Annotated in this window: 11 protein-coding genes; 5 read left to right on the top strand and 6 right to left on the bottom strand. The window is 31.9% G+C overall.

Annotation, left to right across the window (positions count from 1 at the left end; genetic code table 11):
* The 6 genes from IEV77_RS16945 to IEV77_RS16920 form a co-directional block, all read right to left on the bottom strand.
* Complete coding sequence (locus IEV77_RS16945) at positions 1-1032, bottom strand: MBOAT family O-acyltransferase (protein ID WP_373282367.1); 1032 nt, start codon at positions 1030-1032, stop codon at positions 1-3.
* 407 nt (positions 1033-1439) lie between these two features.
* Positions 1440-2591 carry a glycosyltransferase family 4 protein gene (locus tag IEV77_RS16940; RefSeq protein ID WP_188466985.1) on the bottom strand — a complete coding sequence of 384 codons (1152 nt, stop codon included), beginning with the start codon at positions 2589-2591 and terminating at the stop codon, positions 1440-1442.
* A 2-nt stretch (positions 2592-2593) separates the two neighbouring features.
* The gene (locus IEV77_RS16935; protein WP_188466983.1) at positions 2594-3523 is read right to left on the bottom strand and encodes a sulfotransferase domain-containing protein; all 930 of its coding nucleotides are present in this window, start codon (positions 3521-3523) and stop codon (positions 2594-2596) included.
* Entirely contained in the window at positions 3523-4530 is a 1008-nt protein-coding gene (locus tag IEV77_RS16930) for a polysaccharide deacetylase family protein (protein WP_188466980.1), read from the bottom strand. Before IEV77_RS16930 ends, IEV77_RS16935 begins: the two co-directional genes overlap by 1 nt.
* Positions 4531-4534: 4 nt before the next feature.
* Positions 4535-5527, bottom strand: a complete 993-nt coding sequence (locus IEV77_RS16925) for a GNAT family N-acetyltransferase (RefSeq protein ID WP_188466978.1) — start codon at positions 5525-5527, stop codon at positions 4535-4537.
* 22 nt (positions 5528-5549) lie between these two features.
* Entirely contained in the window at positions 5550-6980 is a 1431-nt protein-coding gene (locus IEV77_RS16920; protein WP_188466977.1) for a lipopolysaccharide biosynthesis protein, read from the bottom strand.
* 227 nt (positions 6981-7207) lie between these two features.
* On the opposite strand from IEV77_RS16920, the gene IEV77_RS16915 reads away from it, so the two are divergent.
* The 5 genes from IEV77_RS16915 to IEV77_RS16895 all read left to right on the top strand — a co-directional run bounded on the left by IEV77_RS16915 (position 7208) and on the right by IEV77_RS16895 (position 13967).
* Positions 7208-10750, top strand: a complete 3543-nt coding sequence (locus IEV77_RS16915) for a DUF8693 domain-containing protein (RefSeq protein ID WP_188466974.1) — start codon at positions 7208-7210, stop codon at positions 10748-10750.
* A 134-nt stretch (positions 10751-10884) separates the two neighbouring features.
* Positions 10885-11076, top strand: a complete 192-nt coding sequence (locus IEV77_RS16910; RefSeq protein WP_188466972.1) for a hypothetical protein — start codon at positions 10885-10887, stop codon at positions 11074-11076.
* 2 nt (positions 11077-11078) lie between these two features.
* Positions 11079-12209, top strand: a complete 1131-nt coding sequence (locus tag IEV77_RS16905) for a phosphoenolpyruvate carboxykinase (ATP) (RefSeq protein WP_188466970.1) — start codon at positions 11079-11081, stop codon at positions 12207-12209.
* 41 nt (positions 12210-12250) lie between these two features.
* Positions 12251-13315: a nucleotidyltransferase family protein gene (locus IEV77_RS16900; protein WP_188466968.1), complete on the top strand. Its 1065-nt coding sequence runs from the start codon at positions 12251-12253 to the stop codon at positions 13313-13315.
* Between the two features lie 79 nt (positions 13316-13394).
* Positions 13395-13967, top strand: coding sequence for a porin family protein (locus IEV77_RS16895; protein ID WP_188466966.1), 573 nt, complete (start codon positions 13395-13397; stop codon positions 13965-13967).
* The last annotated feature ends 422 nt before the right edge of the window (positions 13968-14389 follow it).

Genomic DNA, 14389 nt, shown 5'->3' with positions numbered 1-14389 from the left:
TTAAAAATCAAAATATATAAATTCTTGAGGATTCAAAAAGTTACCCAACCAAATTATTAGAATTATTACGAGTACAATCATCATGGAATTAAACCAAGTAAATTTATTTGAAAAAATCATGGACTTATTTGCTTTACGCAAAAACCACTCCATTATAATAAATATGAATAAGATAGGTACAATTCTTATAAACTCAAGCCTCCCTAAAAAACCATTCGGATTAAAAACAATAGAATGATAATAATTAAATGCATCATTTATAGTATCCGCACGGAAAAACACCCAAGCAATGGTTGTTAGACAAAATGTTGTAAGCATCAGAAATAATTCTTTTATTGATGGCAAAACCGAATTTGGGGCAACCACATCCAAATGATTCCTATTATTCTTGGTGAGCAAAATTGGTAAAAAATATAATGCATTTAAAAATCCCCAGACAATAAATGTCCAATTGGCACCATGCCAAAACCCACTTACTAAAAATATAATAAACGTATTCCTAACCTTAAACCATACAGACCCTCTACTTCCACCTAGCGGGATATAAACATAATCTCTAAACCAAGTTGATAAAGAAATGTGCCAACGTCTCCAAAACTCAGCTATATCTCTAGAAAAATAAGGAGTTGCAAAGTTTTGCATCAAGTTAAAGCCAAATAATTTAGCTGTACCAATAGCTATATCTGAATACCCTGAAAAATCTCCATAAATTTGAAACGCAAACATAACTGCTCCAAAAACCAAAGTAATCCCATTATAATCTTGAGGTGCATCAAAAATTTGATTGACGTAAACAGCACAGTTATCTGCAATCACCACTTTCTTAAAAAGCCCCCAAAGTATTTGTCTCAATCCATCTTGAGCTAACGTAGCACTAAATTTTCTCTTCGTATTAAATTGTGGTAATAGATTCTTTGCTCTTTCAATGGGTCCAGCTACCAACTGCGGAAAAAAACTCACATAAGCAAAAAACTGAATAGCATTTTTTGTTGGTTTTAGTTTTTCTCGATACACATCAATAGTGTAACTCATGGTTTGAAAGGTGTAAAAACTAATACCCACAGGCAAAATAACTTGCAATGAGGACAAGTTCATATTAATACCAATAGAGTCAAACGCAAGCTTAAAATTATCGATAAAGAAATTATAATACTTGAAATACCCTAGAAACCCTAAATTAACTAGAATGCTTGTATACAATAATAGTTTTCGTTTTTTTACAACCTTGGTCTTATCTAATTGTAACCCTATGTTATAATCTATTAAAGAACTAAACGCAATTAATGTAAGAAATCGCCAATCCCACCAGCCATAAAAAACATAACTTATAACTAATAAAAAAAGGTTCTGAAGTTTTAAGTGTCGATTAAATACAAACCAATATAACAGAAAGACTGTTGGTAAAAAAATTAAATATTCGAAAGAGTTGAATAGCATAATTAAACAACACTTTTATAAACTTCTACCATCTGCTTTGAAATCCTATCCCAAGACAATTGGTTTATAGAGGTTTTAATTACTTTATTATTTAATTTTAGCATCTCCCTATCCTCATATAGACTAAGAATTAAATCGGCTAACCCATTTGGAGTTTCAGATTCCATTACCCAACCTGTTTTACCACGTTCAATAACATCTTTCACCCCGTGTTTTTGACCTATAACTATTGGAATACCGCAAGCAAGCGCATCTGTTGAAGCACCACTAAAAGCTTCGACATAAGAACAAGACACAAAAACATTCGATGCTCTGTAGGCATTGATTAAATCTGGATAAGGGGGCTGTATATTGAAGTTCATATTTTCTGGAATAGATCCAGACAAAACTACCTGATCAAGAACATCATACTTTTTTGCCAGCTTTTCTAAATTTTGTTTAGGTCCAACACATAGACATTTTATCGATTTATAATCCTTTAATTTTTGCAAGGCTTCGAAAAGTAGTTCCATACGCTTCACCGGTTTATTACGACCAACAGTAATAATCACAAAATCATCAGGTTTTAAATTAAATTGTGGTCTTAAATCATAAAAAGGTATGGCATTAATTTTTTCTATATCTACACCATTATGCACTACTTCCACATTTTCTGGTTTGGCACCAAGATCAATCATATTCTGCTTGTTAATTGAACTTACAGCAATTAGCTTATCTGCTCTTTTTAAGACCTGTTTTATTTGCTCCTTTTGTTCTATATTATTTAATGCTCCATAATTAATTTCTGGAACTACTTGAACATCTGCTCCATGTGATTGTGCAATAAACGGAACTTGAAACTTTTTACTTAAATCCATAGCATCAAAACCTCCTCCATGAAGCATTTGACCATGCAACAAATTTATTGATTCTCGTTTCACCATATGTTCCCGGTTCCTCTGAAACAACCAAGGTGTTAATATTGAAAAACTTTTAGCTCGATAACATGGGTAACTATACTTAAAATCAGAAGGAATATCAGTCAAGGTACTACAAGCTACAGCAACATTTACACCTTCTAAGTGATTCAGGTATTCTGCTAAATGATGCGTGCAGTATTCTAAACCACCCATTTGAGGGTAGTGATTATTCGTTATAAAACCAATGTTTAGCATATTCAATTTTCATTAAAATCACTGCAAATGTAACCTTTGCTTTTAATATCCATGTCTAGTAATTGGTTTAACTCAGCATTACTTTCCTTAAACCTATTATCTATATCTACCAGTATTTTGGGTTTTAAAAACCCATGATTCATCCAAGAATAAAACATGACATCCATGAACTTACAAAATTTAGTAATTATAAATCTTAAAAATGGAATTTTTATGGCTGGATACGGGTTTAGATTTTTGTTTTTTGAAAATTTATTGGCCCACCTTAAAAGTTTTAAAGACTTCGTGGAGAAACCTTTATTAACCTTTTTATTAAAATCAAATTGTGACAAATCAATATCTAAATTTAATTCTTTGGAAAAGGCTGTTAAAAACTTTTGCGGTTCGTCTGTAAAATCTTCATAGGCATAAACCTTAACATTCGATTTCCCAAATAACTCATAATAATAACTAACATGTTTATGATAATTAAAATAATCTAATTGAAAACTCGGGATGGTTCTTTCGTGTGTATAGATCCATTTTTCAAAGGGTGCAATACCTCCACGTTTCACATACTCCTTATAGGTAGAAACAATCGCTTTTTTTTGTTCCCTAATAAACAAAACGACTGTTGCATCCGAATAGGTTGCCTTAAGCCTGTCTCCAATAAGCTTTGCGTCATAACCTCCTGTAAAGGGATGACCAGACAAACGCTCTCTTGATAATAAGAGTGTTTTGTTGTCATCTACCGGTAATAAATCATCAATATGTCCTCTTACCTTTTCAGAAGAAAAATCGAAAGGTCTAATAAGTATTAAGTTCTCATCTAAAGATGAGTTTGCCCGATTACTAAAAGCAATATTATTCACTTTTGGAAAGAACACTTCTTGAAACCAAGTCGTTCCTGTTTTAAAATATCCAATATGGATTATTACCTTTCTATCCATCATTAAGTATGTTTTGTGTCTTTATTGTCAAACACGGTTTTGAACTCTGAAAGTCCTATTCCAAACGTATTATGTGTTTTATTTAACCACTCTAAATAAGAATCTAAACGTTCCATAATTTTATCCAATGCTGGTTTTGTTAGACTATAAGGACTCATGTCTAATTCAAACTCATTGCTATGAAACATCATACATAAAAACACATCTTCATTATCGCTTAATTCGATAAATTTATTAGTAACATTTTGCATTGTTTTAAGATTAGAGTAAGTTGGCCTCAACCATGTTGGCTTAGTAAAATTAGTCCCATAATTAAACATAATATGTTGATATGGTTTATTTAACTTAATTCCTCTTTTTAACCATAAAGGTAATCTTGAAAGTTTAGGATTGATTAAAGTTACTGGAACCTGCAAAATATCCATGGTTCCTTTTTTCCTAAAATCCTTTATTGAAGGATAGTAAGGCTGATAAGGTGCACCAAAAAAATTTGCTACATTACCACTCACTTGATTCCGCCATTGCATATCTGGAGTTACAGAACTATCAACGACATAACCTAAGTCTTGAAGAATCTGCAAGGAATCTTTACTAATTCCAAAACGGCCAGCTCTAAATGTTAATGGCTGATAACCAAAAGTTTTCTTAAACAAGTCGGTTAAATTTTCGAGTTTCGCTCTTTCAATATCGGCATTAAAATCACTCTGATAAAGACTTGTATTTGTACAATTAAAATTTGATTGCGGTTCTATAAACTCAGCATGTAAATGGGTACTTAATTCAACTCTATCCTCAAGATTCTTAAAAACCTTTACCGATTTTTCATCCATCATAATCTCTGGACTTAATAAATAGGTCGCCTTAATTTGATGTTTATCAAATATGGGTTGCAGATTATTAACAACACCATGATAAATATTCTCAAAAGTTAAGGGCTGTTTTACCTTCCACTTAGCGCCTTTATCGCATTCCGTATCTATAGTAATTGCTAGATGGATTTTTAAACTCATTACTTTACTCGTTTTTATCTATTCGCATGTAGTGCATCATTTCCAATTCAGATTGCGATATTTTAAATCCTGGTTTCAATGCGAAAAGTAAAGCACTTGAACCTTCTGTAGCGATATTAAATTTATTAGCCTCAAATACTTCTTTTATGTTCTTGAAGTTGTTATGCACACTATTTATTTTTAAAACATTTTTATCTAGAATGGCTAACTTATATACATATTTAACCAACTGGGTTAGATAGGACGTTTCATTATTGTAAATGGCATCTACAATATACAGTAAATTCTTTGATGCTTTAACAACAAGTACAGCCTCTAGAATTTGATTATCATTTAATGACCCATAAATTTTATAATTCCCTGTTGGATCTGCTAAACGCCATTTTAGATAACCTTCCGTTTTTTCATAACTTATGGTATGTTGACTTTTTTGTTGGGCAGAAAACACAACATAGTCTTTTATGGATATCTCCTTAATATTATCCGTCTTTTTAAAAGTAAACTTTCCAAAGTTATTTAAAAAAAGATTGTACCCCATCATTAACGGATGATTATACCTAACTCTCTTGGTTGCTTTAAGTGTCGTAAAAAAATCTTCAAAACCCAATTTTAATAGCGCCTTTCTCGATTTCTCATTTCCTGTACTATATACAAAAGCGACATCATTCTTTTCTCCAAACTCATTAATATGACTCAATAAATCTTCAAATAACCCTAGTCTTCTATAGTCTTTATGAGTTGCTCCATCACATAATATTCCAAAACGATATTTTTCACCATTAATTATGATTACATTGATTATCGCTTGCGTTGTAGCAATACACAAGTTATCTTTAAATATACAAAAGGTATATTCCTCTATTTCCTGAGTTTCATTAAAGTTATGTTTCCATTTAAAATATTCTAAGCTACCTTTAAAACTATTTTGTAATAAGTCAAGGCATTGACTCACTTCTGATTTTGATGTTTTATCCAATAATTTAACTTGATACGTCATTATTTCTAAAATTTATCTAGGCTTATTTCTTAATTTTCATTTTTATAAGCAGACTTTCAAATAATTCTCTCTCAAACTTTCTTAGCAAAAACACAAAAATCATTGTACCCAATATAAGTTGTAATAATAAACCAAATAAGGGCTTTAAATTTAAAAAATCAATGCTATAAACCGGAATAAAAATTATGAAAGCCATATAAATTGCTTCCTTAATTGCAGACAAAGCTGCATTATTTTCTTCGAGAACCTTGTTATAAAAAAATGAGGTATAAACCCAACCTGATAGAGCGCCTACCATATATCCACAAATTAAACCATAAATCCCTAAATGTGGTAAAAGCAAGTACATTAGTGGTAAGGAAACAACTACTTCAACCAAAGTTGAAACCAACATAACACGAGATTTCCCTTTTGAAATTATAGCACTTCTTAAAATATGAACCAACCCTCTTAATAAACCAACTACCGCTAACATACTTAACATTTTTCCTGATTCAGACCATTCTGGACCATAAAAAACAAAAATTAAATTATTACTAATTGCCATCAACATAACCATAAACGGCATAAATAATAAGGAGGTATAATGTAAGGCTTTTGTATAATTTGCTCTAAATTTCTCAACTTCGTACTGTAATTTTGAAAATCCAGGGGTTAGCACACTTGTTAAAACTGATTGAATTTTTGAAGCTGGAACAATAGCTAAATTAAATGCAATATTAAACATCCCCATAATTTCCTTCCCCAAATATCTACCTGTTAACAAGCCTATCATATTTTCAGCAAAAAAATAAACCATTTGAGCTCCTAACATGTTAACTCCAAATTTCAACAAGGGTTTAATCCCTTTAAACTCTGGTTTACCAGGTAGCCATTGTCCAAAATAAAAGGAAAGAATACCGTAAATGACGCCTTGAATAATCAATCTCCAAACCAAAGACCAAACCCCAAACCCATATAAAGCCATAATTACAGCTACCACGTTAGAGATTACCATAGAGCTTATTTCAGCAATCGAAAAGTTTTTAAACTCCATGCGCTTACGCATAAGAATATTTGGAAACTGAAAGGTTTGTAAAAAAAGCACTACGGCAATAGCTTCAATGATAGGTCTAATTCCTGGCTCCTCAAAAAATGAGGCAGCAAGACCAGCTCCAAAGTACACTGTTAAAGTTAATACTAAATTTAAAACGAATTGCATATAAAAAAGAGCAGATATTTGCCCCTTCGAAATCTCTTGACTTTGAATAATAGCCTGACCAAAACCAATAGATGTCAAAGCTTTTACAAAACGATTAACAATTAACGCCATAGCCACAAGTCCAAAATCACCTCTAGTAAGTAATCGAGCTAATATAATTGTAAAAACTATCTGAAGAATCTGTTGTAATATATCAGCACTTCCTCGCCAAGCAATTCCATTTAATACTTGTTTTTTTAATGTTTTTTGCAAAATTTTCGGGCAATGAATTTAAAGTAAATATCCTGAAACATGGAAACGGCCACAAAGATATCTTAAAATTATTTCCATTAGCAAGTTAGACAACTATTTTATTTTAAATTCTCGAAAACAAAATGTTTCAGAAGTCAGCAACTTTTCATACATTTGAGGTCAGCTATTAAAAAATCAAACACCTGATACTCAAGCTTGACTATCAATTAGTTAACAAATTATAAATTATGAAAAAAATTTACTTACTTTTAGTTTCAATTACTTTCAGCCTCTTAACTTATGGGCAAAGTCCAATTGTAACTGTAGATCGTGCAAATATTGCTGTTCCAACCGCTACTGGTAATGCAGCCTCAATTTCTTCTATTGGTATAACAAGAGGAACAGGCGTAATTAGACGTGTGGGTACTGATCATACTACAATAAGTTGGAGTGGAGTATCACAAGCTACAGCCCAGACAAACAATGATTATTTGCAATGGTCTGTGAAGGCAAACACAAACTTTGAAGTAGAATTAACTGAAGTGGACATGCACCTTAGACGAAATACCGACGGGCCTAAAGTTTGGCAACTCTTCTATAGCACCAATGGTTTTGCAACTGCTGGGACTGCTATTAATAGCCCAGTAGCAATGCCAGAAAACAATAGTATTGTATATAATTTAAATGGATTAAGTATTAATTCAGGAAATTCAGGGACCATAACTTTTCGATTATATGCATGGAATGCCAATACTAATCAGGGATGGCTTCGTATAAAAAGTTCTCCAACATGGTCTGAATTTGGAATAAGTCAACCTGGCATAAGATTAACAGGAAATATTACACCCGCTTCCATCAATAGTGCTGAGTCTAACATCATTTCTTCCATAAGTTTTGACCCAATGGATGACATAGATTACTTACTATATGATGCACCCTCTGGATTAACTGTTTCCAATGCTTTAAAGATTGGTGAATTTACAATACAAGATGGAGGAAATGATTTAATGGATGCCGATGCTTTGCCAACCATTCTTGAGGATTTATCTTTCCAAGTAGCTGGTTCAAGTAATTTTGCAGCCATTTCCATATTTGATGGTGCTACAAATGTGGGCGAAGTAACTTCTGTTGGGACAACCATAACCTTTAATGGGATTAATGGTGGAACTGGATTATTGGCACCAGACAATGGTTCTAAAACTTTTGATGTTTACGCCACATTTGGAACTAGTATTACGGACAATGAACAATTTCAACTGACAGTTAGTAGTGCGATACCCGATGGCGTTAATGGCTCCACATTCGAGTTATCGGATGCAGGAGGGGCTCAAACATTAATTATTGGTGATGATAATCGTCTAGAAGTTGTAGCTTCTCAGTTAATTTTCACAACACAACCTACAGATGTTAATCAGTTTGAAATAATGACACCTTTTCCTATCATCCATGCTGTTGATATAAATAATAATTTTGATTTAGATGGTACAGGTACTGTTTCCATTCTATCTGCGGGATCTTTAAATGGAGCTCCCATAGATTACACCATATTAGGAGGTGTTGCCACATTAAATACTTTAATTTTCAATGAAACAGAAACAGATATAAATTTATTTGCTTTTGGATCAGGTGGATTGGGGTTTGTAGTTAGTGATACTTTTAATGTATTGGGTCCACTAATTACAATTGCTATGCAAGATTTTGACCTTCCTTCGCCAGAATGGACTTATACCCATGATACCCCATTTTTTGATAATGGTTGGGGTACTGATGGATATTATGGAATTATCGATATCGCTGATGCAGCTCCATTAAACTACCCTTCTTTTACCAATAATATTTTAGGCGAAAATGATTTATACGATGAAATTGATAATGGAACTAGTGGATTTGCTACTATTACTTTTGCCGATGTTGACATAAGTAGCTTTAACAATGTTACTGTACAATTTGACTGGCAAATTATTGGGTATGTCGATAATGGTGACGATGCACAATATGAACTTTTTTATGATGGTATAAGTCAAGGTTGGGTATTTTTACTTGATGGTAACGGTCCTGTTGAGGAGGATGCTGAAACCATTATCTTAGATATTCCTGATTCAGTTGAAACAGTCGCGTTGCAGATTAGAGTAAGTAACAACGGAACAGATGGCTATTCAGGATTTGATAATTTTAAAGTGGTAAGTGTTTTTGATGGCTTGTTATACACGAACAGTGCATGGACACCTTATCCACCCACTAATTCAACAGGGTTGGAAAATGCCTTTGTAAAGGATGGTACTTACAATGTAGGTACTAATATTGAATTAAATAATCTAGTTATTGCAAATGGCGCTACTGTTTCTGTATCTAATAGTCAATCCATTAAATTAAATTCCGATTTGTTTACAGACGGATTATTAGAATTAAATTCCATTTCTAACAGTTACTCTAGCTTAATTGTTGAAGGAAAATCTACTGGAGCTGTAACTTATAACAGACATGTAAATTCATATGCTGGCAATAACGATTTAATTTCAGCACCTGTTACTGGTCAAACTTTTGGAGAGTTAGCAAACAATAATCCTAATTTATATTCATACCCTGCCACTCCAACTCGAAAATTATTTGGACCTTTCGATAAAGTAACAGGTTTGTATTTAACTTATGATACAAGTATCCCTTCGGACGAATCGGTAGTTTTAGCGCCAGGTACTGGTTATAGAGCCGCAACAAACGATAATTTAAATTTAAACTTTACAGGTATTGTTAATACAGGTAATGTTAATGTGCCTATTGTAATTGCAGGACCTTATAATCCGGAATGGAATTTAGTGGGTAATCCTTATCCATCTTATATCTCGTTATCTGATTTTTTAGCCTCTAACAATTCAGAATTTGAAACAGTTAGTTCGGGTGTTTACGGATATGATGGTAATGCTTCAGATGGCTGGAATATCTGGAATCAAGCATATTCTGATGCAAATCCTGCCGCAGTTATGGCACCTGGTCAAGGTTTCCTAGTAGCTTCAAAAACAGGTGGAGGAACTATTTCTTTCAGCCCTAGTATGCGCTCTATAGGGACTACAGATGATTTTATTCCAGGAAGAATGGCTACAGAACCAATTGAACATTTAAAACTTGAATTGAGTAGTACAGATAAACTATATAAAACAGATTTCTATTTTACTAATAATGCTACTTTAGGACTTGATCCAGGTTACGATTCTAATGTCTTTGGAGGAAGTGCTCCTGCATTCTCTATATATTCTCAATTAGTTGAAGATAATACTGGAAATGCTATTGCAATTCAATCTTTAGGTTATTTAGATTATGCTGATGTTACCATCCCATTAGGAGTACGTGCACCTCAAGGACAAGAATTAACTTTTAGCATTTTAGAATCGAGTTTACCAGAATCTACAAATGTGTATTTAGAAGATATGGTAGCTAATACAGTAACCTTATTAAACGAAGGCAATTATACATTGACACCAACATCTAATATTACCGGAACTGGGCGTTTCTTTTTAAGATTTGCAGAATCTGCCTTATCTATTGAAGAAGTCGCTTTTAATAGCATTCATGTTTTTGCTACTGCAACACCTAAAGCTATTTTTATTAAAGGAAACTTGACAGACACTACTTTAGTTAAAGTATATGATATGCAAGGTCGCTTGGTATTAAGCTCCAGTTTAGAATCTGGAAGTTCAAATAATCAAATTGACGTATCCACATTAGCAACTGGAATCTATGCTGTTTCAATATCGAATAAATCATTAACAAAAAATCAAAAAGTAATTATTAGATAATATTTAAAGCCTCTTATAAATTATTCAAACCTTATGATAATTTATAAGAGGTTCATTAAATTGCTAATTATTGTTTTAAACAATCTATTGGCACATAAAGGTAATTATATATAAATGATTTTTATATTTGCAATATGAATAAAGACTCTTCAAAAAATCAAATAACGCGTAACGAAGCGCTAAAGAAAATGGGTAAATACGCCGCAATAACAGCTGTGGGTACCTTTTTTATATTAAGTCCTAAAAAAGCACATGCGTCTTCACCTCCAGACCCAGGTAATAGAGTGCAACAAGAAGGTCCTGAGGATGTTTTTGAAACTAACTAGTTTTGAAATTGTCATTAGCTCCATCCTTAATTCGTGAAATTCATGGAGTTACTATTTTATGGTTTAAAAACTCAAATAAGTATATTCTCTTAAATGATTTGAATTATTCGCTATTATCTAGTTTTATTAAAAGCAAAGATGATAGCGAATTTCATTTTTTTATAAACACCTTAGATAATTTTCCATCTACTTTATCTAACAAATTATATTCGGAATTTGAACAGCTTTTGAACTCATTAAATGTTGTCCAATCTGATCTGAATACTATAGAATTTACAGGGTTTTCAGACACAAATTATATCTCTGTATTTTATAAAATTAAAGATTTAGTAATAAAAGTGTGTTATCAATCTCAATTCGAGAAGGACATAATTCACCCACAATTTTCTTATTTAGAACTTAAAGACCCGAATCTAAGATCTAATTTCACCTTTTACATAAAAAACAACAATGAGACGTTACACTTATTTAAAAACAAAATTCATTTAGGAACCTATAACCAAAGTGATTATCATTTGCTTCAAGGCAAATTTGCCATGGAGTTATTATGCGGTTTGACCCACACAATTGAAGATGATTGGCTTGGAACATTTCATGCTTCTACCATATCTAATAGTAAAGAAGCTATTATGTTAGTTGGGGAATCGGGTAAAGGAAAAAGCACTTTGGCTACCTTATTAATGGCAAATGGCTTTAATTTAATTGCAGATGATTTTACGCCTATATTGGCAAAATCTCAAAAAATCAATCCCTACCCTTCCGCCATTTCAATGAAAAATGGCTCATTTCGATTATTAGATTCTCTTTCTGAAAAGATTGAATTTAAAGCTAATTCTTTGTCTCATATTAAAAAAGGAGATCTTAAATATGTTAGCCCAATTAACACCATTGAAGAACCTATCTCCTGTAACAAAATAATTTTAGTTGCGTATAGTCCTGAGGCTGAAACCAAATTGGATATTATAAGTGCTGAAGAGATTTTAAACATTTTAATACCTGATTCCTGGCTTTCTCCTATCGCCGAAAATGCTGCTTATTTTCTTGATTGGTTAGAAACCTGTCATTTTTATAAATTAACTTACAGTGACTCCAATTCTGTCGTGTTAAAAATTAAAAGTCTAATTGACGAATAAAATCCTTTTTGACTCATTAGAGCAAAATTAAATTGAATAATATGGTCTCCTATTATCATACTCTTAAAGTTATTGCATCTATTTTGAGCTATAAGAACGATCCTATTCAATTAAAAAAATTATTATCCAATCCCTTATTCGATTGGGAAACACTTGTAAAATATGCAAGCCGTCATTTAGTTTTACCCACAATTTATACCCGATTAGATCAAAAATCGCTTTTACATGTCTTACCCTTAGACCTTAAAGAATACCTTAATGAAATAACAAGTATCAACAGAAATAGGAATACCTCAATTCTTAACGATGTTAATAATATCAGTAATCTATTTCAAACCCATCATATAAATCACGTTTTTCTAAAAGGAACTGCTTTATTAGCTGGAGCCTATTATTCTGATTTAGGAGAAAGAATGATTGGAGATATAGATATATTAGTAGATTCCAAAGATATGCATACAGCTTATCAATTGTTACTTAATGCTAATTTTGAAGCGGCTCAAGAATCTCCTTTACATCAATACACTGATCATAAACACTTACCACGTTTAATTCCTAAGTCGGGTTTAGCTGCGGTGGAAATACATAGACGCTTGTTTAATAGTAAAAACACAAGCTTATTGATGCCTAATTCAATCTTAGAATCAAAGCAGTTAATTAATAAAGTTTTTATTCCTTCGAACATTCATTTATTACAACATAGTGTCTTGAATTGGCAAATTAATGATAAGGGTTACTATTTTTCAAAAATAGGATTTAGGAGTGCCTTTGATAGCTTAACAATTTTAAATAGACATCCTGAAATTTGTGTTTTAGACGAAATAAACAATAAATATTCAAAAAACTATTTTCAATTGCTATCCCTGTTTTTTGATGAAATTGAACCACAGATTTTTAAAAAAAATAGTTTAAAATTATACTATCTAAAATATAAATTTGAGCATACTAAGCTATCCCATTTAATTGACTATGTTTTAAATAAATTAAGCTTTCTAAAGGTTTTATTTCAAAGGATCTATATGTTTATAATTAATAAGGAATATAGAAAAGCTGTTCTTGCTGATTATAACCGTATATTCAAACTATTAAAAATATCAAAATTCTAATCAATTCAAATCTTTCTTATATCTTGATTATTATTTTGTTGATGACAGAATTAATCTTATTTTTACGCCAAAATATACTATGAATAAATTAGCCCTATCAATTTGCCTTTTAATTAGCACTTACGGTTTCAGCCAATATGGTGCTGTTACAGATGTGCCTTGGACCATTAGTGCTGGTATCAATGTAGTAGACAATGATGGTTTTCAATTTGATAAACCTTTTGATACAGGAAATTGGAATTTCAAAAATCCTTTTACCATTGGAGCAGAAAGACGTTTTTCTGAGTTACTTGCAGCTAATGTCTCTTTGACTTTAAATGGCTTGGAAAGTTCTAATTTACAAAATGGTGGTTATTTAAGTAAAGATGAAACCTTATTCGCTATAGACGCCACTGCCAAATTTTATTATGATCAGTTATTTATGCCTACGTATCAGTTAAATTGGTTTCAAGGGTACTTAATCTCTGGACTTGGTTATACCAGTGTTGCCAGTTATAATACTGCTACTTTTGATTTTGGATTTGGTTTCCAATTTTGGTTAGAAAACAACATTGGTTTTAGAATTCAAACTATGGGTAAATGGGGCTTCAATGAATGGATTTATCTAAAAAATTATATTCAAAACAGTGCTGAAGTTATTTATAGATTCTAATTTTTTGCCTCTCCCGAAACTTCCTAAAAAAGAAGTTTCGACCTCTCCAAAGGAGAGGTAAATCGGAAACTCCAAGGCATACGTTAGTTATCGGGATGGAGAAATTGTTTAGATTAGGGATAAGATCCTCACAAAATTATGGTTCGATACAAGTAAACTCTAAAAATCTTAAGATTATATATTAAAACATAAATAAAACTCCTGAAGTAATTCAGGAGTTTTTTTGTGTCTCTTTATTTAGCTTTTTTTTGATTAACATTTGAAGCCCATAATTTCTTCCAAAAGGTATTAGCCACTTTAACCTATCATCGTGTAGCAAAAGATAATAAGAACTCCTTCTTGATATCTAGTTCTATCTATACCCACAATTTGAATTCTAATGTGTAATATAAAAAGCTTTTTTTTAATAAAATTGGCATTAA

Origin of the sequence: Xanthomarina arctica, from assembly GCF_014638915.1 — a bacterium.
Lineage (GTDB): Bacteria > Bacteroidota > Bacteroidia > Flavobacteriales > Flavobacteriaceae > Xanthomarina > Xanthomarina arctica.
The sequence above is the reverse complement of the archived record's forward strand: the minus strand, read 5'-3'. Positions and strand labels throughout refer to the sequence as shown.

Excerpts from the sequence above, each read along its gene's own strand:
- IEV77_RS16910 (WP_188466972.1), top strand. The coding sequence starts at position 10,885 with ATGAATAAAGACTCTTCAAAAAATCAAATAACGCGTAACGAAGCGCTA.
- IEV77_RS16935 (WP_188466983.1), bottom strand. The coding sequence starts at position 3,523 with ATGATGGATAGAAAGGTAATAATCCATATTGGATATTTTAAAACAGGA.
- IEV77_RS16900 (WP_188466968.1), top strand. The coding sequence starts at position 12,251 with ATGGTCTCCTATTATCATACTCTTAAAGTTATTGCATCTATTTTGAGC.
- IEV77_RS16945 (WP_373282367.1), bottom strand. The coding sequence starts at position 1,032 with ATGAGTTACACTATTGATGTGTATCGAGAAAAACTAAAACCAACAAAA.
- IEV77_RS16895 (WP_188466966.1), top strand. The coding sequence starts at position 13,395 with ATGAATAAATTAGCCCTATCAATTTGCCTTTTAATTAGCACTTACGGT.
- IEV77_RS16940 (WP_188466985.1), bottom strand. The coding sequence starts at position 2,591 with ATGCTAAACATTGGTTTTATAACGAATAATCACTACCCTCAAATGGGT.
- IEV77_RS16915 (WP_188466974.1), top strand. The coding sequence starts at position 7,208 with ATGAAAAAAATTTACTTACTTTTAGTTTCAATTACTTTCAGCCTCTTA.
- IEV77_RS16925 (WP_188466978.1), bottom strand. The coding sequence starts at position 5,527 with ATGACGTATCAAGTTAAATTATTGGATAAAACATCAAAATCAGAAGTG.
- IEV77_RS16930 (WP_188466980.1), bottom strand. The coding sequence starts at position 4,530 with ATGAGTTTAAAAATCCATCTAGCAATTACTATAGATACGGAATGCGAT.